The following is an 18,371-nucleotide window of genomic DNA, read 5'->3' on the forward strand; positions in this document are numbered from 1 at the left end:
TGTCGCCCTCAGGCCCCCGGCCGTTTCACGCTGTTTCACGTGAAACAGCGTGCGTACGGGCCGGTCGTCGGACCTAGAAGGGCGGCTCGTCCGAGTAGCCGCCGCCGGAGCCACCGCCCCAGCCACCGCCGCCGCCACCCTGCTGGCCGCCGCCTGCAGGGGCACCGGTCGCCCACGGGTCGTCGGCGGGAGCACCGCCGCCCTGGCCGCCGCCGGGGCCGCCGCCCCAACCGCCGCCACCCTGGCCACCGCCCTGCGGGCCGCCGCCGAAGCCGCCGCCCTGGCCACCGCGGCCCGAGGTCTTGGTGACCTTGGCCGTGGCGTTGCGCAAGCTGGCGCCGACCTCGTCGACGTCGAGCTCGTAGACCGTGCGCTTGACGCCCTCGCGGTCCTCGTACGACCGCTGCTTCAGGCGGCCCTGCACGATCACGCGGGTGCCCCGCGTGAGGGACTCGGCGACGTTCTCCGCCGCCTGACGCCACACCGAGCAGGTCAGGAACAGGCTCTCGCCGTCCTTCCACTCGTTGGTCTGGCGGTCGAAGGTGCGGGGGGTGGATGCGACGCGGAACTTCGCAACCGCCGCACCGGACGGGGTGAAGCGCAGCTCGGGGTCGTCGACAAGATTGCCGACGACCGTGATGACGGTCTCGCCTGCCATTAGGGGAACCTCTCGGCGGGTGTGCTGCTGGCTGCTGGTGTGGCTACTCGAACCCGGTCACCGCTGACGCTGATGCGTTCAGTGGGTCTCGGGACGGAGGACCTTGGTCCGGAGGACCGACTCGTTCAGGTTCATCTGACGGTCGAGTTCCTTGACGACCGCAGGCTCGGCCTGCAGGTCGATGACCGAGTAGATGCCCTCGGGCTTCTTGTTGATCTCGTACGAGAGACGACGACGGCCCCAGGTGTCGACCTTCTCGACCTTTCCGTTGCCCTCACGGACGACGGAGAGGAAGTTCTCGATCAGCGGGGAGACAGCGCGCTCCTCGAGATCGGGGTCGAGGATGACCATCACCTCGTAGTGACGCATGTTGAACCCACCTCCTTTGGACTCAGCGGCCACGGTCGTTCCGTGGCAGGAGGGTCATGATGCGTTCCGCACCGGGCCGACCCAGGAGACCTGGGCAGACGTGGGCGCAGACTGTACAGAGTACCTGCCGCCAAGCCTCCGGTTGAAATCCGGAGGCTGATCCCCCCAATCTGGAACACAACGGGTGTGAGCGGCGTTACAGTTCGCCGCCCTGTCATCGGAGGTGTCGCATGGCACAGGCAGTCCGGCCGCAGCACGGCCTCCTCTCCCTTCTGAACAGCGACGGCAAGGCCCATCCGGTCGAGAACACCTTGGTCGCCGTGACGCTGGTCTTCGGCTTGATCGCCTTTTTCACCGCCCACTTCCACCACCTTCACCTGCTGAGTTCCTGGACGGGACTGATCGGCATCGGCACCGGGGCGTGGGGACAGTTCATCTCCGCGACGACCGCCGAGCGCTTCCTGCTGATCATCGGGCTCGGTGCCGCGGCGGTCGGATTCTTCCTCGGCATGGCCCACGGCGGTCTCTTCGGCGGGGTCCTCGGCTAGCCGGGCCTGGGCGGGCGCCGGGGCTCCACCCCCCTTCGCCCAAACGGGGCGCTCCCCTGTCGCAGTAGGCTTCGGCGCGAGAGCCGGAGCCCCGACCCTGGGGACAAACCTGCCGAGGAGCGCCCCGCATGAGCCTGACCCTGAGGACCATCAGCCGAGAGCAGCATCTGGCGTACATCCAGAGTCTGCCCTCGGCGAGCCACATGCAGGTGCCGGCCTGGGCCGATGTGAAGTCCGAATGGCGCTCGGAGAACCTGGGCTGGTTCGACAAGAGCGGACAGCTGGTCGGCGTGGGTCTGGTCCTCTACCGCCAGCTGCCCAAGATCAAGCGGTACCTCGCCTACCTGCCCGAGGGCCCGGTGATCAACTGGTTCTCCCCGAACCTGGAGGACTGGCTGAAGCCGATGCTGGCGCATCTGAAGCAGCAGGGCGCCTTCTCGGTGAAGATGGGCCCGCCGGTGATCATCCGGCGCTGGGACGCCGCCGCGATCAAGTCCGGTATCCAGGACCCGGACGTCAAGCGGCTGCGCGACATCGAGGCCACCCACATCGAGCCGCGCGCCTTCGAGGTCTCCGACAAGCTGCGCCGGATGGGCTGGCAGCAGGGCGAGGACGGCGGGGCCGGCTTCGGTGACGTACAGCCGCGCTACGTCTTCCAGGTGCCGCTGGAGAACCGTTCGCTGGAGGACGTCCACAAGGGCTTCAACCAGCTGTGGCGCCGCAACATCAAGAAGGCCGAGAAGGCCGGCGTCGAGGTCGTCCAGGGACGGTATGAGGATCTGCCCGAGTGGCAGCGGCTGTACGAGATCACCGCGGTGCGCGACCGCTTCCGGCCGCGGCCGCTCGGCTACTTCCAGCGCATGTGGACGGCCCTCAACACCGAGGACCCCAACCGCATGCGGCTGTACTTCGCCCGCCACAACGGCGTGAACCTCTCCGCCGCGACGATGCTGGTCGTCGGCGGCCACGTCTGGTACTCCTACGGCGCCTCGGACAACATCGGCCGTGAGGTCCGGCCCTCCAACGCCATGCAGTGGCGGATGCTGCGCGACGCCTACGCGCTGGGCGCCACCGTCTACGACCTGCGCGGCATCAGCGACTCGCTCGACGAGAACGACCACCTCTTCGGCCTCATCCAGTTCAAGGTGGGCACAGGCGGGCAGGCAGCCGAGTACCTCGGCGAGTGGGACTTCCCGCTCAACAAGCTCCTGCACAAGGCGCTCGACATCTACATGTCGCGCCGCTGACCTCTCCCCTCTGTTTCGACCGCAACGCAGCTACGAGAAAGGTTCCGGGCCCGGCCATGGCGCTCACCCTCTACGTCGATACCGCGCGCTGGCGGGCACACCAGCAGAGCGTTCTGCAGCAGTTCCCAGGGCTCGTCCCGGTCTGCAAAGGCAACGGCTACGGCTTCGGGCACGAGCGCCTCGCCGAGGAAGCGGCCCTCCTCGGTACCGACCTCCTCGCCGTCGGGACGACCTACGAGGCGGCCCGCATGAAGGACTTCTTCAGCGGTGACCTGCTCGTGCTGACGCCGTTCCGGCACGGCGAGGAACCGGTTCCGCTGCCGGACCGTGCCATCCGTTCGGTCTCCTCGGTGGAGGGCGTGGGCGGCCTGGTCGGCGCCCGGGTCGTCATCGAGGTCATGAGCAGCATGAAGCGCCACGGCGTGCTGCCGGAAGACCTCCCGAAGCTGGCCGCCGCCATAGAGGACGTACGGCTGGAGGGCTTCGCCATCCACCTCCCGCTGGACCGTACCGACGGCTCCGACGCGGTGGAGGAGGTCATCGGCTGGATGGACCGGCTGCGGGCCAACCGCCTGCCGCTGCACACCATGTTCGTCAGCCACCTCAAGGCCGATGAACTCGCCCGTCTCCAGCAGCAGTTCCCGCAGACACGGTTCCGCGCGCGGATCGGCACGCGTCTGTGGCTCGGTGACCACGAGGCGACCGAGTACCGCGGCTCGGTCCTGGACGTCACCCGGGTCAGCAAGGGCGACCGCTTCGGCTACCGGCAGCAGAAGGCCGCCTCGGACGGCTACCTGGTCGTGGTGGCCGGCGGTACGTCGCAGGGCGTGGGCCTGGAGTCGCCCAAGGCGCTGCACGGCGTGATGCCCCGCGCCAAGGGCGTGGCCCGCGCGGGCCTGGCGACCGTCAACCGCAACCTCTCGCCGTATGTGTGGGCGGGCAAGCAGCGGTGGTTCGCGGAGCCTCCGCACATGCAGGTCTCCATCCTCTTCGTACCGGGGGATGCCCCCGAGCCGCAGGTGGGTGAGGAACTGGTGGCGCACCTGCGGCACACCACGACGCAGTACGACCGCCTCGTGGACCGCTGAGCCGCCCAGAACGAAAACATCGGGCCCGGTGCCGCAGAGCAGATCTGCGGCACCGGGCCCGTTCCGTGCGCGCGGTTACCGGTGGACGGAGTCGCCGGCCACACCCCAGCGGACCTGCGCCGCTTTCTCGAACTGCAAGGCGTGCCGGGACAGCCGATGCGCCCGGCCCAGCACGAAGACATCGGGTGCGTGATCCAGCACCCCGCCCGACGGGTCGTCCTCACCGTCCCTGCGTACGAGGTCCCGCTCCGGCAGCAGCACATCCCGCACCACCACGGCACACAGATACAGCGTCCCCAACAGATGCAGTATCAGGGCCAGTTGGTAGCCCTCCAGCGGCAACCCCTGGTGCTTGTCGCCGTTGCCGATGTAGGCGAGGTACATCCAGATGCCGAGGAAGTACATGACCTCGCACGCCTGCCAGATCAGGAAGTCGCGCCAGCGTGGCCGTGCCAGTGCGGCGAGCGGGATCAGCCACAGCACGTACTGCGGTGAGTAGACCTTGTTGGTCAGGATGAAGAGCGCGACGACCAGGAAGGCGAGCTGCGCGAACCGCGGCCGGCGCGGCGCGTAGAAGGCCAGCAGGGCCAGGGCGCCACAGCCGAGGATCATGAGCAGGGTGGCGTAGGTGTTCGCGTCCTCCATCGGGTTGCCCGTGCGCTGGGAGATGAGCAGCCAGATGGAACCGAAATCGATGGGCCGCTCCTGGCTGAAGGTGTAGAACTTCGACCAGCCCTCCCTGATGTGGAATCCGGACGCGTCATGGGTGATCATCACCGGCACATTGACCACCAGCCATGCGGCAGCGGCACCGATCACGGCCTTGCCGTAGGCGCGCCACTGTCCCGCCCGCCAGCACAGGATGAGCAGCGGTCCGAGCAGCAGCACCGGGTACAGCTTCGCGGCGGTCGCCAGTCCGATGAACACGCCCGTCGCGAAGGGCCGGCTGCGCGACCACATGAGCATCCCGACAGCGGTCAGGGCGACGGCCAGCAGGTCCCAGTTGATGGTGGCGGTGAGAGCGAGGGCCGGGGCGAGGGCGACCAGGAGCCCGTCCCACGGACGGCGCCGGTGGGTACGTGCCACGCAGACCGCGAGGACCGCCGCGCATGCCATCAGCATGCCCGCGTTGACCAGCCAGTAGATCTGCTCGCGTTGCTGGATCGAGCCCCCGGTGGGCGTCATCCAGGAGGCGACCTCCATGAACACTCCGGTCAGCACCGGGTATTCGAGGTACTCCATGTCACCGGGCAGTTTGTCGAAGTACGGGATCAGTCCGTCGGCGAATCCGCGACCCGCGTACAGGTGCGGGATGTCGGAATAGCAGGCGTGCGTGTACTGGCTGGTGGCGCCGAAGAACCAGCCGCTGTTGTAGCAGGGCAGTTTCTGCACCATACCGAGGGCGAACATCCCGATGGCGACCAGCGCGACGATGCGTACCGGGTTCCACCAGCCCGTGCGGAAGAAAGCGCGCCGTCCGGCAGGACCGCCGATCAGCTCGCTGCCGGCAGCCGCCACCTCGTCCCGCCTCGTCGGCCGTACGGGCTCGTCCTGTCCCACGCTCGTCATGCGCCCATCCTGCCGTACGGTCCTGGGCCGAACACGGAGAAGCCCCCGGCCCGGATCCACCGGGTCGGGGGCTTCGGCTGTCACGTTTCACGTGAAACAGTCAGCGGTCAATCGCGTCGTCCACCCGATGTCCCGCCTGCCGGGCGTCCGAAGATGCCACCGTCGTCACCGCCTCCGGGTCCCCCCGTGCTCGGGTCGGGTGACGTGGTGGTACCGCCGGTGTCCCCGCCACCCGGCCGGCCGCCGGTCTGGCCACCGTCGGTCGTGCCACCGTTGTGCCGGCATGCGAGGTCCCAGTCCGCGCAGGTGGTGGTCGGAGTGGGGCTCGCGGGCTCACTGGGCTTGACCGTCTTGGACGGTGTGGGCGTCGGGGAGCTCGGCGTCGGAGCGGACGGGGTGGGCTTCGGGGACGGGCTCATTCCGTCGCCATAGACCGTCTGACCGATCGGCGCGGGGTCCGGGAAGCGTTCGAGCTTCTGGCCCTTCATCGCCTGTGCCATGTAGTCCGCCCAGATGCGGGCCGGGAACGAGGCGCCGTGGACCTTCTTCTCGCCGCCCACGCCGTACATCTTCAGGAACTGCTGCTGCTTGGCCTGGTCGTCCACCCGCCACATGCCGATCGTGGTGGCCAGCTGCTTCGTGTACCCGGCGAACCACGCCGACTTGTTGTCGTCGGTGGTGCCGGTCTTGCCGGCCGCCTCACGGCCGTCGGGCAGCTTCGCCGCCGTACCGGTGCCCTTCTCGATCACGGTCTTCAAAACGTCCGTGACGTTGTCCGCGACCGCCGCGCTGAAGCCCGTCTTGGGCTTGTCGGTGTGCTTGTACTCGGTCTTGCCGTCCTTCTCGATGCTCTCGACCGAGTACGGGTCGCTCTGCTGGCCGCTGGCGGCGAAGGTGGCGTACGCGCCGGCCAGCCGGATCGCGCTCGGCGCCGAGGTGCCCAGCGAGAAGGTCGGGGTGGTCTTCGCCATGCTCTGGTCGTCGCGCAGCCCCGCTGCGATGGCCGCTTCCTTCACCTTGTCACGGCCCACGTCCATGCCGAGCTGGATGAACGGTGTGTTCACCGAGAACTGCATGGCGGTACGCAGGGTGATCTTTCCGCGGTCCTCGTTGCCGTCGTTCGCCTGGTGCCACTCCTTGCCGTCCTTGTCGTGCCAGACGGTCCCGTCGTAGTTGAGCAGCTTCAGCTTGTTGTCGCCGTTGTAGATGCTGTTCGGCGAGACCCGCGTGCGCCGCTGGGGATTGTGCGGATCCCGTACGCCGTCGGTCATCGCCGCCGCCAGCACGAACGGCTTGAAGGTCGAACCGACCTGGACACCTGTGTAGTCGGCGTTGTTCGTATAGTGCTGGGTCGCGTCCTTGCCGCCGTAGATGGCGACGATCTTGCCGGTCTTGGGTTCGACCGAGGCGCCGCCGAACTGGATGTACTTGTCCACCTCGCGCTGGTCCGGCCTGATGTGCTCCTTGGTGACCTTGTCCACGGACTCGGCGAGTTCATTGACCTTCTTCTCGTCGAAGGTCGTGTGGATCTCGTAACCGCCCATCTTCAGCTTGGCGTCCGTGATGTTGGTGTTCGCCGTGATGTAGTTGTTCGCGAGGTCGACGAGGTAGCCCTTCTGGCCGCGGAGGTCCATGGCCTTCTTGGGCTTCCGGGGCATCGGGAATTCCTTGATCTGGTCCCGCTCCGCCTTGGTCATCCGCCCGACCTCGACCTCGCGGTCCAGCGTCCACTTCCAGCGGTTCTCGGCCCGCTTGAGGTTCGCGCCCTTGGTCTCCGTCGTGATGTACGGGTCGTAGAGGTTGGGGCCGTTGAGCAGCGCGGCCATGAAGGCGCTCTCGCTCGGCGTGAGCTTGTCGCAGTCCTTGCCGTAGTACGCCCGGGACGCCGCCTGGATGCCGTACGCACCGCGCCCGTAATACGCGGTGTTGAGGTAGCCGGCCAGGATGGTGTCCTTCTTCACCTGGATGCCCACCTTCACCGAGATGAACAGCTCGGTGACCTTGCGCTTGAGCGTCTGCGACTGATCGAGGTACGTGTTCTTCACGTACTGCTGGGTGATGGTCGAGCCACTCTGGGTCTCGCCGCCCTTGGCCATGTTGAAGATGGCACGCGCGATGCCCATCGGGTCGACGCCCGAGTCCTGATAGAACGAGGCGTTCTCCGCAGAGATCACCGCGTTCTGCATGGTCTTGGGGATCGAGTCGATCGGCACGATCTGGCGGTTGAGCTCGCCACCGCCGGCGACGACCATCGGCTTGCCGTTGGACCAGTAGTAGACGTTCTTCTGCAGCTGCGACGCCTTCTGCACGTCCGGGATGTCCACGTACGCGAGTGCGAGACCTGCCGCGCCGACGAGCAGCGCCATGAAGCCGATGCAGGTGGTGAGGACCTGCTTCCACGAGGGCACGAAGCGGCGCCAGCCGATCTTGCCGGACCGCGGATAGTCGATGAGCCGCTTCTTGCCGGGGTTGCCCGCTCCCCGGCCCCGCCCGCGACCGCCTTCGCCACCACCGCCGCCGGTGCGCCGACCACCACCACGGCCGCCATGGCCACTGCCCGAGGCCATCGCGGCCGTATCGGAAGCGCGCCGCCGACCACCGCGTTGCGCGGCCCGCCGCGCCTCTGCTCTGCCGCCGGCCGGCCGTTCCTGCCCGTACGCCCCGGAGTCGGGAGCCGGGCCGGGGGCGGAGCCACGGGAGGGCGCCGCACGGCGCCCCGATTGCTGTGCGGCTCGTCGGGCCGCTGCACGTCCGCCGCCCTGTGGCTGGGGCGGTTTGCGACGGTGCTCGCTCATGGAACGAATACTCCTCGGGCAGGCGCGCTATCTATCTCGTCGCCTGAAGGCGGCAGTTGGCTTCAGGTCCCCCCGACGTACGGCACCCATATGGCTCATGGGGTCGCACTACACCGAGGACGGGGACGTCCCCTGTCGCCCCACGGTTCCCGGCAGTCTGCATGCCGCACAGACTACGCACGGCCAAAACCTGCTCACTGTTGAAATTCACTCCAAATCCGTCAGGTTGGTGAGACCGAAACAGTGATGTGACGGCGCTCACCGTCATCCCTCTTGCCGCTCCCGTGGGCCCGACCTATCGTCTGGATGTATCGAATCGATACATCAGCTCGGCATAAAGAACGCACGAGGACAAGGAGGCGGGCATGAGCAGGCGGTCCGGCATCCTTGAGTTCGCCGTCCTCGGACTGCTCCGCGAGTCCCCCATGCACGGCTACGAGCTGCGCAAACGGCTCAACACGTCGCTGGGGGTCTTCCGTGCGTTCAGCTACGGCACCCTCTACCCCTGCCTGAAGGCGCTGGTCGCGAACGGCTGGCTGACCGAGGAGACGGGCGGTGATCCGGAGACCGCGCCCACGTCCCTCACGGGGCGCCGGGCGAAGATCGTCTACCGGCTGACACCGGAGGGGAAGAGCCACTTCGAGGAGCTGCTCGCCCACTCGGGCCCGGACGCGTGGGAGGACGAGCACTTCGGCGTCCGCTTCGCCTTCTTCGGGCAGACCTCGCGCGACGTACGGATGCGGGTGCTGGAAGGCCGCCGCAGCCGCTTGGAGGAGCGCCTCGAAAAGATGCGCACATCCCTGGCACGTTCGCGCGAGCGGCTGGACGACTACACCCTCGAACTGCAGCGGCACGGCATGGAGTCCGTGGAGCGCGAGGTCCGGTGGCTCAACGAGCTGATCGAGAGCGAACGCGCCGGACGTGATCAACGCGCCGTGGACCCCGCTGAGCGGAACCAGAAGGACACGTCAGGAGATACGGGCGGCCTGCCCCGGCGTCGGGGTGGTTCCCGGCCGGATCCGTCCGATGACACCACCACATGAGGCTCCGCAGTCCGCGGGGCTTGTCGAGAACACAGGGAGCAACCGGAATGGGTTCGGTTCGCGTAGCCATCGCCGGCGTGGGCAACTGCGCCGCCTCGCTGGTGCAAGGCGTCGAGTACTACAAGGACGCAGACCCGAACAGCCGCGTGCCCGGCCTGATGCACGTGCAGTTCGGCGACTACCACGTGCGTGACATCGAGTTCGTGGCCGCTTTCGACGTCGACGCCAAGAAGGTCGGCCTCGACCTGGCGGACGCCATCGGTGCCAGCGAGAACAACACCATCAAGATCTGCGACGTGCCGAACTCCGGTGTGACCGTGCAGCGCGGCCACACCCTCGACGGTCTGGGCAAGTACTACCGCCAGACCATCGAGGAGTCCGACGAGGCGCCGGTGGACATCGTCCAGGTACTCAAGGACAAGCAGGTCGACGTCCTGGTGTGCTACCTGCCCGTCGGCTCCGAGGACGCCGCGAAGTTCTACGCCCAGTGCGCCATCGACGCCAAGGTCGCCTTCGTCAACGCCCTGCCGGTCTTCATCGCGGGGACCAAGGAATGGGCGGACAAGTTCACCGAGGCCGGCGTGCCGATCGTCGGTGACGACATCAAGTCGCAGGTGGGCGCCACCATCACGCACCGCGTGATGGCCAAGCTCTTCGAGGACCGGGGCGTCGTCCTGGACCGCACGATGCAGCTGAACGTCGGCGGCAACATGGACTTCAAGAACATGCTGGAGCGCGAGCGCCTGGAGTCCAAGAAGATCTCCAAGACCCAGGCCGTCACCTCGCAGATCCGCGACCGCGAGCTGGGCGAGGACAACGTCCACATCGGCCCGTCGGACTTCGTCGCCTGGCTGGACGACCGCAAGTGGGCCTACGTGCGTCTGGAGGGCCGTGCCTTCGGCGACGTCCCGCTGAACCTGGAGTACAAGCTGGAGGTCTGGGACTCCCCGAACTCCGCGGGTGTCATCATCGACGCCCTGCGCGCCGCGAAGATCGCCAAGGACCGCGGCATCGGCGGCCCGGTGCTCTCCGCATCCTCGTACTTCATGAAGTCGCCGCCGGTGCAGTACTTCGACGACGAGGCGCACGCGAACGTCGAGAAGTTCATCAAGGGTGAGGTCGAGCGCTGAGCACCGCGCCGTCCGCCTAGCCCGCAGGCCCCCGGAATTCCGTCCGGGGGCCTGTGCGCTGTGTGAGGCTGGGTCACATGCCCGTTGTGCGTGACCTCCGCGTACTGCTCCAGCTGCGCGACTTCCGCTCCCTGCTGGCCGTACGGCTCCTCTCACAGGCCGCCGACGGTGTCTACCAGGTCGCGCTCGCCACGTACGTCGTCTTCTCGCCCGAGAAACAGGCATCTCCCGCGGCCATCGCTTCCGCCATGGCGGTCCTGCTGCTCCCGTACTCGCTGCTCGGCCCCTTCGCGGGTGTCCTCCTCGACCGGTGGCGCCGTCGGCAGGTTCTGCTGTACGGCAACCTGCTGCGCACCGTGCTCGCCGTCGGCACCGCGGCCCTGATCACCGCGCGAGCTTCCGACTGGCTCTTCTACACCTCCGCGCTCTCCGTCATGGCCGTCAACCGCTTCGTGCTGGCCGGGCTCTCGGCCGCCCTGCCGCGTGTGGTCGTCGGTACGGAACAGCTGGTCGTGGCCAACTCCCTGTCCCCGACCGCCGGCACGCTCGCGACGACCGCGGGCGGTGGGCTCGCCTTCGCCGTCCGGCTGGCCGGGGCCCAGTCGAACACGGCCATCGTGCTGCTGGCCGCCGCCCTCTACCTGTGCGCCGCCGGTGTCTCGCTGCGCATGGGCCCGGGGCTGCTGGGGCCAGACCCTTCCCAGCTCCAACCTCGTATCGGCGCGGCACTGCTGAGCACCACACGGGGCTTGGTGTCCGGGCTGCGCCACCTCGTGGAGCGGCGTACCGCCGCGGCGGCACTGGCGGCGATGACCGCGCTGCGCTTCTGCTACGGGGCGCTGACCGTGACGGTGCTGATGCTGTGCCGATACGCATGGTCCGACAGCGAGTCGGGTGGGCTGGCGCTCCTCGGGATCGCCGTCGGCGTATCGGGCGCGGGCTTCTTCACCGCCGCCGTCATCACGCCGTCGGCCGTGGGCAGGTACACGCCCCTGGTCTGGATGGCCTGCTGTGCGGGACTGTCGGCGGTACTGACACCGGCCTTGGGACTGTCCTTCGCCTACGTGCCGCTACTGATCGCCGCCTTCGTCCTCGGCCTCAGCACCCAGGCGGCCAAGATCTCCACGGACACGGTGGTGCAGTCGTCCGTGGACGATGCCTTCCGCGGCCGTGTCTTCGCGGTCTACGACATGCTCTTCAACGTCGCCTACGTCGGTGCCGCTGCCGTGGCGGCGCTGATGCTGCCGCCGGACGGCAGGTCCAGCGTCCTCGTCGTCACCGTGGCTCTGCTCTACGCGACAACCGCGGTGTCGCTGACCCGCTTTGTACGGCGCTAGTCGCCCGAGCCCGGCCCTGGGGCGCCCCAGTGGCGACAGGATCACCTCGCGCCCCGTCACATTCGAGGTGCATGGCAACAGCACCGACGAGAAGCTGTGCGACCTGACGGAGTACAACGCCTACTCGGATGTCACCGGCCGCCCACACCGCAGCAGGGGCGCGCTCGGCCTCGAAGGCAGCAAGAAGGGGAGACGACCCTCGTTTCACGTGAAACACGACAGCGCCCACCATCGTGTTTCACGTGAAACAACGACTCACTGCTGCGCGGCCCACCACTCCCGCAGAGCGGCGACGGCCTCTTCCCGCTCCATCGGGCCGTTCTCCAGTCGCAGTTCGAGCAGGTGCTTGTACGCCTTACCGACCTCCGGGCCGGGCGCGATGTCGAGGACCTGCATGATGTCGTTGCCGTTCAGATCCGGCCGGATCGAGTCCAGCTCCTCCTGCTCCTGCAGCCGCGCGATGCGCTCCTCCAGCCCGTCATAGGCACGGGAGAGGGCGTTGGCCTTGCGCTTGTTGCGGGTGGTGCAGTCCGAACGCGTCAACTTGTGCAGGCGCTGCAACTGCGGGCCGGCGTCCCGCACATACCGGCGGACCGCCGAGTCGGTCCACTCGCCCGTGCCGTAGCCATGGAAGCGAAGGTGCAGCTCCACCAGCCGCGAGACGTCCTTGACCAGGTCGTTGGAGTACTTCAGCGCGGTCATCCGCTTCTTGGTCATCTTCGCTCCCACCACCTCGTGGTGGTGGAAGGAGACCCGGCCGTCGCTCTCGAAACGGCGCGTCCTGGGCTTGCCGATGTCGTGCAGCAGCGCCGCCAGCCGCAGCACCAGGTCGGGACCGTCCTCTTCGAGGTCGATGGCCTGCTCAAGCACCGTGAGCGAGTGCTCGTAGACGTCCTTGTGACGGTGATGTTCGTCACGTTCCAGACGCAGCGCGGGCAGCTCCGGCAGCACCCGGTCGGCGAGTCCGGTGTCGACCAGCAGCTTGAGGCCCTTGCGCGGGTGGGCGCCGAGAAGCAGCTTGTTCAGCTCGTCCCGCACCCGCTCGGCGGAGACGATGTCGATGCGCTCGGCCATGGCCTTCATCGCGGAGACGACGTCGTCGGCCACCTCGAAGTCCAGCTGGGCGGCGAACCGGGCGGCTCGCATCATCCGCAGCGGGTCGTCGGAGAAGGACTCCTCCGGCGTTCCCGGCGTCCGCAGGACACGGGCCGCCAGGTCCTCCAGGCCGCTGTGCGGGTCGATGAACTCCTTCTGCGGCAGTGCCACCGCCATCGCGTTCACCGTGAAGTCCCGGCGCACCAGGTCCTGCTCGATGGAGTCGCCGTAGGACACCTCGGGCTTGCGCGAGGTCCGGTCGTACGCCTCGGAGCGGTAGGTGGTGACCTCGATGTCGAACGAGTCCTTCTTGCAGCCGACGGTGCCGAAGGCGATGCCGACCTCCCACACCGCGTCCGCCCACGGTCGGACGATCTTCAGTACGTCCTCGGGGCGGGCATCGGTGGTGAAGTCGAGGTCGTTGCCGAGCCGGCCGAGCAGGGCATCCCGTACCGAGCCGCCGACCAGGGCAAGCGTGAACCCGGCCTCCTGGAAACGGCGGGCCAGATCGTCCGCGACGGGGGACACCCGCAACAGTTCTCCGACGGCACGGCGCTGGACCTGGTTCAGCGCGTCCGTCGACTGCGGGGTCCGCTCGGGCTGCGGGGCGGGGAAGTCATTGTTGGCGTTCGGCACAACAGAACAGGGTACGTGGCCGCGTCGCGCGCGGCGTCCCGTCGGCGGCGGCGCCGCGCAGCGCGGGAAAAGGGGCCAAGCTCCCCACCCGCCCGACCGCCGAGCGATCTTGTGGACCGGTCCCCAGCACTTCCCCCCAGCGGGTCTCGTTACCATGCGTGGACGCACATTCCGACGACCACTGACGACGACGAGGGACGGGCGAACGCGTGGCCGAGGCGGCAGGGTTCCAAGGGAGTGAACGGCCGCGCCGTCGGTGGTTCCGCCGGGTCGCGGCGCTGGTCGCCGGTGTGCCGCTGCTGGCCGGGATGACGCAGATTCCGGCCGCCCCCGAAGCCCGTGCCGCCGGCCCCCGCACCGTCAATGTCTCCGTCGACGCGCTGACCCCCAGCGCGCCGAAGAAGGACGACACCCTCACCGTCTCCGGGACGCTCACCAACGGCAGCAACACACCGATCACCGACGCGCACGTGGGTCTGCGGCGAGGCCCCGCCCTCAACAGCCGCAGCGCCATCGACACGGCCGCCAAGCGCACGGGTTTCTCCCCCGGAGCCGACGGTCAGGAGATCGAGAACCGCACCCAGAAGATCGACAAGCTGGACCCGGGCGTCAGCCGCACCTTCACCCTCCACGTTCCGGTCAAGGACCTCGATCTCGGTGACGACGGCGTCTACCAGCTCGGCGTCTCCGTATCCGGCCGGTCCCAGGGCGCCTCCTACGAGCAGGTGCTCGGCATCAAGCGGACGTTCCTGCCCTGGCAGAACTCCGACGTGGGGAAGAAGACGCAGCTCACGTACCTGTGGCCGCTGATCTCCTCCACACACCTGACCGCGGAGACCGACGCCGACGCGGAGCAGACACCGGTCTTCCGCAACGACAACCTGGCATCGGAGATCGCTCCCGGTGGGCGGCTCCAGCAGCTCGTGGCGCTCGGCAAGGACCTCCCCGTCACCTTCGTCATCGATCCCGACGTGCTCGCCTCCGTCGACGCGATGACCAGGACGTACAAGGTCGAAGGGCCGAACGGACCCACGGCGGGCAAGAACCAGGCGGTCGCCAAGCAGTGGCTGAAGCAGATGGAGGAGGCGGTGAAGACCCACGAGGTCATCGCGCTGCCCTTCGCCGACCCCGACCTGGCCTCGCTCGCGCACCGCGGTAAAGAGGTCCCCAGCGCCCTCGCGCACCTCGGCCCCGCCACGACGCTGGCAGCCAAGACCGTGGAGACGGTCCTGGGCATCAAACCGCGTACGGACTTCGCCTGGCCCGCCGAAGGCGCCGTCGATTCCTCGATCGTCGATGTCGCCACCTCCGGTGGCGCCCACAACATCATCGCCCGCAGCGACAGCCTCCAGGAGAAGAGCCTCTCCTACAGCCCGACGGCGGCCCGTCCGATCGGCGGCGGCAACACCGCCATCGTCGCCGACGCCGGGCTGTCCACGGCGTTCGAGGGCGACCTGGCCAAGGCCGAGAACTCCACGCTGGCCATCCAGCAGTTCCTCGCCCAGAGCCTGATGATCAATGGCCAGGAGCCCGGACGGCAGCGCAACATCGTCGTCGCGCCGCAGCGCACGCCGTCGGTCACCCAGGCCCAGGCGATGGCCGCGGGCGTCAAGAACCTGGTGCCGGGCCGCTGGGCCGAGCCGCTGAACCTGGCGGGTGCCGCCAAGGCCGCGCCCGACCCCGGGGCCAACCGCGAGGTGCCGGGCGCCGGCGAGTACCCGGCCTCACTGCGCAAGCAGGAACTCCCGACCGAGGCCTTCGAAGAGATCCAGGACACCCAGACCGCGCTGGACGACTTCGCGCCCGTGCTGTCCCAGCCCCCGCGCGTGGTGACGCCGTTCGGCAACGCCATCATGCGGGAGATGTCCACCGAGTGGCGGAACGACGAAGCGGGCGCCGCGGCCTTCCGCAGCTCTGTGCGGACGTACCTCGACGGTCTGACGAAGAACGTGCAGCTGATCCAGAAGTCTCCCGCGACGCTCTCCGGACGCAGCGCGACGATTCCGGTGACGGTGCAGAACAACCTGGTCCAGGGCGTCAAGGGACTGACGCTGGAGCTCACCTCCTCGCAGCCCAACCGGCTCGACACGGGCGAGCCGCAGGAGATCACGGTCGACGGCGGCCACAGCCAGTCGTTCAAGTTCGACACGACGGCGAACGCCAACGGCCCCGTGCAGGTGACGGCGCAGCTCTACACCTCGGACGGCAAACCGTACGGCCGGCCGATGACCTTCCAGGTCAACGTCACCGAGATCACCTCGACGATCATGCTGGTCATCGCGGGCGGCGTCCTGCTGCTCGTCCTCGCCGGTGTCCGCATCTACCTCCAGCGCAAGCGCGCCGCGGTGGGGCGCGACGGCGACGGGACCGACGGTGACGGCGGGGCCGGGGACGGCAACGGAGACGGCGGTACGGACGGTGACGAGCCGGAGCAGCCGGGTGACCGCGAGCCGGACACCGGTTCGGAAAGCACGGACGGGTCCGGCTCAGGTGAGAAAGTGGACCGTTGATAGATGGCGGGGCCGGATGGCCGGCGACGGATGAGGTGGGGCAGCGATGAATGCGCCGTACGACGGTGACCGCGGCAGGGGTGCGCACGACACCCCCGCGGGTCAGGGACCGCCGACGCCCCAGGGGCAGCAGCCCCATGACCCGTATGTGCACGACGCGTACGCCAACGATCCCTACCGGTCCCAGGACCCCACGGCTCAGGATCCGGTCAACGACGTCTTCTACGACCGGTCCGCGCACCCCCCGCCGCCTCCCGGGCAGGCCCCGCACCCGCTCTACCAGCAGCCGCCAGCTCCCCAGCACACCCCTGACCCACAGGTGTGGGCCCCGCCACCGCCACCCGAGCCGCAGGGCCCGACGCGGCATCTGCCGTACGGCGACGACGCCGCCACGACGCAGTTCGTGGGCGTGGACGACCTGATCTCGCAGGCCTCCGACGAACGCCGGGAACCGGACGCCTTCGCTCATCTGTACCGGGACCAGCAGCAGCCGTACGAGCCGCAACAGCGTCCGATGACGCCGCAGCAGGAGCCGGTGCCGCAGGCCACCTCCGTACCGGAGCAGCCGCCGACCCCCGCCCCGGAGCCCGCGGCTCCCGCCAAGCGCTCCGGAGGACGCGCGTCGTCGCTGCTGAAGTCCAGTGCGGTGATGGCCGCGGGCACGCTGGTCTCTCGCATCCTGGGCTTCGTCCGCAACCTCGTCATCGCCGCGGCGATCGGCGTCGGCACCCTCAACGACTCCTACCAGGTCGCCAACACCCTCCCGACGATGATCTACATCCTCGTCGGCGGCGGCGCCCTGAACGCGGTGTTCATCCCGCAGCTCGTGCGGGCCATGAAGAACGACGAGGACGGCGGCGAGGCCTACGCCAACCGCCTGCTGACGCTGGTCACCGTGCTGATGGCGGGCATCACCACGGTCTGTGTGCTGGCGGCCCCGGTCTTCATCGGCCTGATGTCGCCGAAGATCGCCTCCGATCCCGAGCAGATGGACGTGGCGGTCGCCTTCGCCCGCTACTGCCTGCCGACCATGTTCTTCATGGGCGTGCACGTGGTGCTGGGGCAGATCCTCAACGCCCGCGGCCGGTTCGGCGCGATGATGTGGACCCCGGTCCTCAACAACATCATCGTGATCGCCACGTTCGGCGCCTTCATCTGGGTCTTCGGCAACTTCTCGCAGAGCGGTGTGAGCGCGGGCAACGTCTCCGCCGACGCGGTCCGGCTGCTCGGTATCGGCACGCTGCTCGGTCTGACCGTGCAGGCGCTCGCCATGTTCCCCTACCTCCGGGACGCCGGTTTCCGGCTCCGCCCGCGCTTCGACTGGCGCGGCCACGGGCTGGGGAAGGCCGCGCGGCTGGCCAAGTGGACCTTCTTCTTCGTGCTCGCCAACCAGCTCGGCCTGGTCGTGGTGACCCAGATCGCCACCTGGGCCGGCTCGGTCGCCGAGGGCCAGGGCCACTCCGGCACGGGTATCACCGCCTACAACTACGCCCTCCAGCTGTGGCAGATGCCGCAGGCGATCATCACCGTCTCGGTCATGACCGCCGTCCTGCCGCGCATCTCCCGGGCCGCCCACGACGGGGACGTCACCGCCGTACGCGACGACATCTCCTACGGTCTGCGCACCTCGGCGGTGGCCATCGTGCCGTGCGCCTTCGCGTTCCTGGCGCTCGGTGTCCCCATGGCGACGCTGATGTTCTCCAGCGCGGGCGCCGGTGCCACCAACATCGGTTACGTGATCATGGCGTTCGGTCTGGGCCTCATTCCGTACTCCGCGCAGTACGTCATCCTGCGCGGTTTCTACGCCTACGAGGACACCCGCACGCCGTTCTTCAACACCGTGATCGTGGCAGCCGTCAACGCCGCGGTCTCCGGTCTGTGCTTCCTGCTCCTGCCGGCCCGATGGGTCGTGGTGGGTCTCGCCGCGGCCTATGGACTGGCCTACGCCGTCGGTGTCGGCGTCGCCTGGCGACGACTGCGCACACGGCTGGGCGGCGATCTGGACGGGCCGCACGTCATTCGTACGTACGCCCGCCTCGCCGGGGCCTGTGTGCCCGCCGCTCTGGTCGGCGGCGCGGCCGCATACGGAATCACCATGGCCCTCGGCAGCGGCGTCGCCGGTTCCCTGGCCGCCTTGGTCGGCGGCGGTGTCACACTGATCGCCGTCTTCTTCCTCGCCGCGAAGCGGATGCGGGTCGAAGAGATGAACGCCATGGTCGGCATGGTGCGCGCGAAGCTGGGGCGCTGAGCGGGCACAACCATCGGCCGCAACCGTGTGTCGTGCATAGTGGCGGACTGTGGGCACAATTGTCTTGGCTCGGAGAGCCTGCAACGGATGGGGAGGCA

The 18,371-nt window shown here is 68.5% G+C and carries 13 protein-coding genes; 8 read left to right on the forward strand and 5 right to left on the reverse strand.

The window, feature by feature from the left end; all coding sequences use genetic code 11:
- Positions 1-73: 73 nt before the first annotated feature.
- A complete protein-coding gene (locus CP973_RS00990; RefSeq protein ID WP_030598827.1) occupies positions 74-658 on the reverse strand; it encodes a single-stranded DNA-binding protein in 585 nt (194 codons plus the stop codon).
- 78 nt (positions 659-736) lie between these two features.
- A complete protein-coding gene (gene rpsF / locus CP973_RS00995) occupies positions 737-1,027 on the reverse strand; it encodes a 30S ribosomal protein S6 (protein WP_003978891.1) in 291 nt (96 codons plus the stop codon).
- Positions 1,028-1,257: 230 nt separating this feature from the next.
- On the opposite strand from rpsF, the gene CP973_RS01000 reads away from it, so the two are divergent.
- The 3 genes from CP973_RS01000 (at position 1,258) to CP973_RS01010 (ending at position 3,910) form a co-directional block, all read left to right on the forward strand.
- Positions 1,258-1,575 (forward strand): hypothetical protein, encoded by a 318-nt coding sequence (locus CP973_RS01000; RefSeq protein WP_150236724.1) that lies wholly within the window; start codon positions 1,258-1,260, stop codon positions 1,573-1,575.
- A gap of 128 nt (positions 1,576-1,703) precedes the next feature.
- Positions 1,704-2,822, forward strand: coding sequence for a lipid II:glycine glycyltransferase FemX (locus tag CP973_RS01005; protein WP_150236725.1), 1,119 nt, complete (start codon positions 1,704-1,706; stop codon positions 2,820-2,822).
- Between the two features lie 56 nt (positions 2,823-2,878).
- Positions 2,879-3,910 carry an alanine racemase gene (locus CP973_RS01010; protein ID WP_150236727.1) on the forward strand — a complete coding sequence of 344 codons (1,032 nt, stop codon included), beginning with the start codon at positions 2,879-2,881 and terminating at the stop codon, positions 3,908-3,910.
- 75 nt (positions 3,911-3,985) lie between these two features.
- Here the strand turns inward: CP973_RS01010 and CP973_RS01015 are convergent, their stop codons facing one another.
- Together CP973_RS01015 and CP973_RS01020 are read right to left on the reverse strand one after the other, a co-directional pair.
- A complete protein-coding gene (locus CP973_RS01015; RefSeq protein WP_150236729.1) occupies positions 3,986-5,479 on the reverse strand; it encodes a glycosyltransferase family 87 protein in 1,494 nt (497 codons plus the stop codon).
- 107 nt (positions 5,480-5,586) lie between these two features.
- Positions 5,587-8,274 carry a transglycosylase domain-containing protein gene (locus tag CP973_RS01020; protein WP_150236731.1) on the reverse strand — a complete coding sequence of 896 codons (2,688 nt, stop codon included), beginning with the start codon at positions 8,272-8,274 and terminating at the stop codon, positions 5,587-5,589.
- 365 nt (positions 8,275-8,639) lie between these two features.
- Here CP973_RS01020 and CP973_RS01025 point away from each other — a divergent pair, with 365 nt between their 5' ends.
- From CP973_RS01025 to CP973_RS01035, 3 genes are all read left to right on the forward strand, one after another.
- A complete protein-coding gene (locus CP973_RS01025; RefSeq protein WP_150236733.1) occupies positions 8,640-9,317 on the forward strand; it encodes a PadR family transcriptional regulator in 678 nt (225 codons plus the stop codon).
- A 47-nt stretch (positions 9,318-9,364) separates the two neighbouring features.
- The gene (locus CP973_RS01030; protein ID WP_150236735.1) at positions 9,365-10,447 is read left to right on the forward strand and encodes an inositol-3-phosphate synthase; all 1,083 of its coding nucleotides are present in this window, start codon (positions 9,365-9,367) and stop codon (positions 10,445-10,447) included.
- Between the two features lie 77 nt (positions 10,448-10,524).
- Positions 10,525-11,784 carry an MFS transporter gene (locus tag CP973_RS01035; protein ID WP_150236736.1) on the forward strand — a complete coding sequence of 420 codons (1,260 nt, stop codon included), beginning with the start codon at positions 10,525-10,527 and terminating at the stop codon, positions 11,782-11,784.
- A gap of 255 nt (positions 11,785-12,039) precedes the next feature.
- On the opposite strand, the gene CP973_RS01040 is transcribed toward CP973_RS01035, so the two are convergent.
- Positions 12,040-13,515 carry a CCA tRNA nucleotidyltransferase gene (locus CP973_RS01040; RefSeq protein ID WP_150236742.1) on the reverse strand — a complete coding sequence of 492 codons (1,476 nt, stop codon included), beginning with the start codon at positions 13,513-13,515 and terminating at the stop codon, positions 12,040-12,042.
- Between the two features lie 209 nt (positions 13,516-13,724).
- Here CP973_RS01040 and CP973_RS01045 point away from each other — a divergent pair, with 209 nt between their 5' ends.
- Both CP973_RS01045 and murJ read left to right on the forward strand, forming a co-directional pair.
- Positions 13,725-16,025, forward strand: a complete 2,301-nt coding sequence (locus tag CP973_RS01045) for a DUF6049 family protein (RefSeq protein WP_167538251.1) — start codon at positions 13,725-13,727, stop codon at positions 16,023-16,025.
- Between the two features lie 46 nt (positions 16,026-16,071).
- A complete protein-coding gene (gene murJ, locus CP973_RS01050; protein WP_150236744.1) occupies positions 16,072-18,273 on the forward strand; it encodes a murein biosynthesis integral membrane protein MurJ in 2,202 nt (733 codons plus the stop codon).
- The last annotated feature ends 98 nt before the right edge of the window (positions 18,274-18,371 follow it).

The sequence above is a fragment of the Streptomyces albofaciens JCM 4342 genome, assembly GCF_008634025.1.
GTDB classification, from domain to species: domain Bacteria; phylum Actinomycetota; class Actinomycetes; order Streptomycetales; family Streptomycetaceae; genus Streptomyces; species Streptomyces albofaciens.

Excerpts from the sequence above, each read along its gene's own strand:
- CP973_RS01000 (WP_150236724.1), top strand. The coding sequence starts at position 1,258 with ATGGCACAGGCAGTCCGGCCGCAGCACGGCCTCCTCTCCCTTCTGAAC.
- CP973_RS01005 (WP_150236725.1), top strand. The coding sequence starts at position 1,704 with ATGAGCCTGACCCTGAGGACCATCAGCCGAGAGCAGCATCTGGCGTAC.
- CP973_RS01030 (WP_150236735.1), top strand. The coding sequence starts at position 9,365 with ATGGGTTCGGTTCGCGTAGCCATCGCCGGCGTGGGCAACTGCGCCGCC.
- rpsF (WP_003978891.1), bottom strand. The coding sequence starts at position 1,027 with ATGCGTCACTACGAGGTGATGGTCATCCTCGACCCCGATCTCGAGGAG.
- CP973_RS01035 (WP_150236736.1), top strand. The coding sequence starts at position 10,525 with ATGCCCGTTGTGCGTGACCTCCGCGTACTGCTCCAGCTGCGCGACTTC.
- CP973_RS01010 (WP_150236727.1), top strand. The coding sequence starts at position 2,879 with ATGGCGCTCACCCTCTACGTCGATACCGCGCGCTGGCGGGCACACCAG.
- CP973_RS00990 (WP_030598827.1), bottom strand. The coding sequence starts at position 658 with ATGGCAGGCGAGACCGTCATCACGGTCGTCGGCAATCTTGTCGACGAC.
- CP973_RS01015 (WP_150236729.1), bottom strand. The coding sequence starts at position 5,479 with ATGACGAGCGTGGGACAGGACGAGCCCGTACGGCCGACGAGGCGGGAC.
- CP973_RS01025 (WP_150236733.1), top strand. The coding sequence starts at position 8,640 with ATGAGCAGGCGGTCCGGCATCCTTGAGTTCGCCGTCCTCGGACTGCTC.
- CP973_RS01020 (WP_150236731.1), bottom strand. The coding sequence starts at position 8,274 with ATGAGCGAGCACCGTCGCAAACCGCCCCAGCCACAGGGCGGCGGACGT.
- murJ (WP_150236744.1), top strand. The coding sequence starts at position 16,072 with ATGAATGCGCCGTACGACGGTGACCGCGGCAGGGGTGCGCACGACACC.